This is a genomic window from Endozoicomonas arenosclerae (assembly GCF_001562015.1).
GTDB classification, from domain to species: Bacteria; Pseudomonadota; Gammaproteobacteria; order Pseudomonadales; family Endozoicomonadaceae; genus Endozoicomonas_A; species Endozoicomonas_A arenosclerae.
In genome coordinates this window covers 1-937 of record NZ_LASA01000286.1, presented here as the reverse complement: position 1 = coordinate 937, position 937 = coordinate 1, and the positions used below count along the sequence as shown (strand labels likewise).

Sequence of the window (937 nt, the reverse complement as noted above, 5' to 3'; positions counted from 1 at the left end):
AGAAGCTAATCTGCAAGGTCGTGTTTCCCGGGTCTATCGTCGTAAGCCCCGACCACCACGTGCCTGTGATCCTGTACCGAATTTACGCAAAGATCTGGAAAAGCCCACAGCCATAAATCAGCACTGGGTTTCTGATGTCACCTACATAAAACTCAAAGGTAAATGGGTCTTTCTTGCTGTAGTCCTAGATCTTTATTCGCGCAGAGTGGTGGGCTGGTCATTGAAAAATAATCGTACAGCTGCTCTGACCAAAGCGGCTCTACTCATGGCCATTCGAAATCGGCGGCCACCTGAGGGACTGATATTCCATACTGATCAAGGTATCGAATACAGAGCAAATCAAATACAGGGTTTGCACAAACGCTATGGCTTTATCCCAAGCATGAATCGAGCTTATCACTGCACAGACAATGCTGAGATGGAGTCATTCTTCCACTCATTAAAGGGAGAGTTGCTGACAGGCAATACCTTTAGGGATGTTTATCAGCTGCGTGATAGCATAGCGGGCTACATACAACATTTTTATAATCGTACTCGTTTACACTCGAGCCTTAATTATCAAACCCCGGTAGAATACGAAGCAGCTGCTTAGCTGTAGACAGGTGTCTATTTTATCGGGGGAAGTTCAGCCTACGGCGCGCGGCTTAGCGCAAGCGTTAGGTTTCACTCAACTTCAAACCCCGAATTATGTTAAGGAAGGTGTGAAGAAGTCCATCAATCCTTTGAGCATGTTCTAAAACACAATTCTTAGAACTAAAAGCGAGGATAGGGTCGCTCATTATCTACTTTTCAGCCGGTTTTCTCGGCTGATAGGCAGATTAACCCCTACGTAGCATTTGATCCAATCTAACCACATTAGCCAGAGCAAAAAGAGTGGCCAGTTTATTGTCATTTTTCCCGATGCCTCGATACGCTGTTTTTACAAATCCAAACTGGC

1 protein-coding gene is annotated in these 937 nt (G+C 45.3%); it reads left to right on the top strand.

Features of this window, described 5'->3' with window-relative positions:
- Positions 1-592: IS3 family transposase (locus WG89_RS28805; protein WP_062271246.1), on the top strand; the 592-nt coding region annotated here is incomplete at its 5' end.
- Positions 593-937 lie beyond the last annotated feature (345 nt).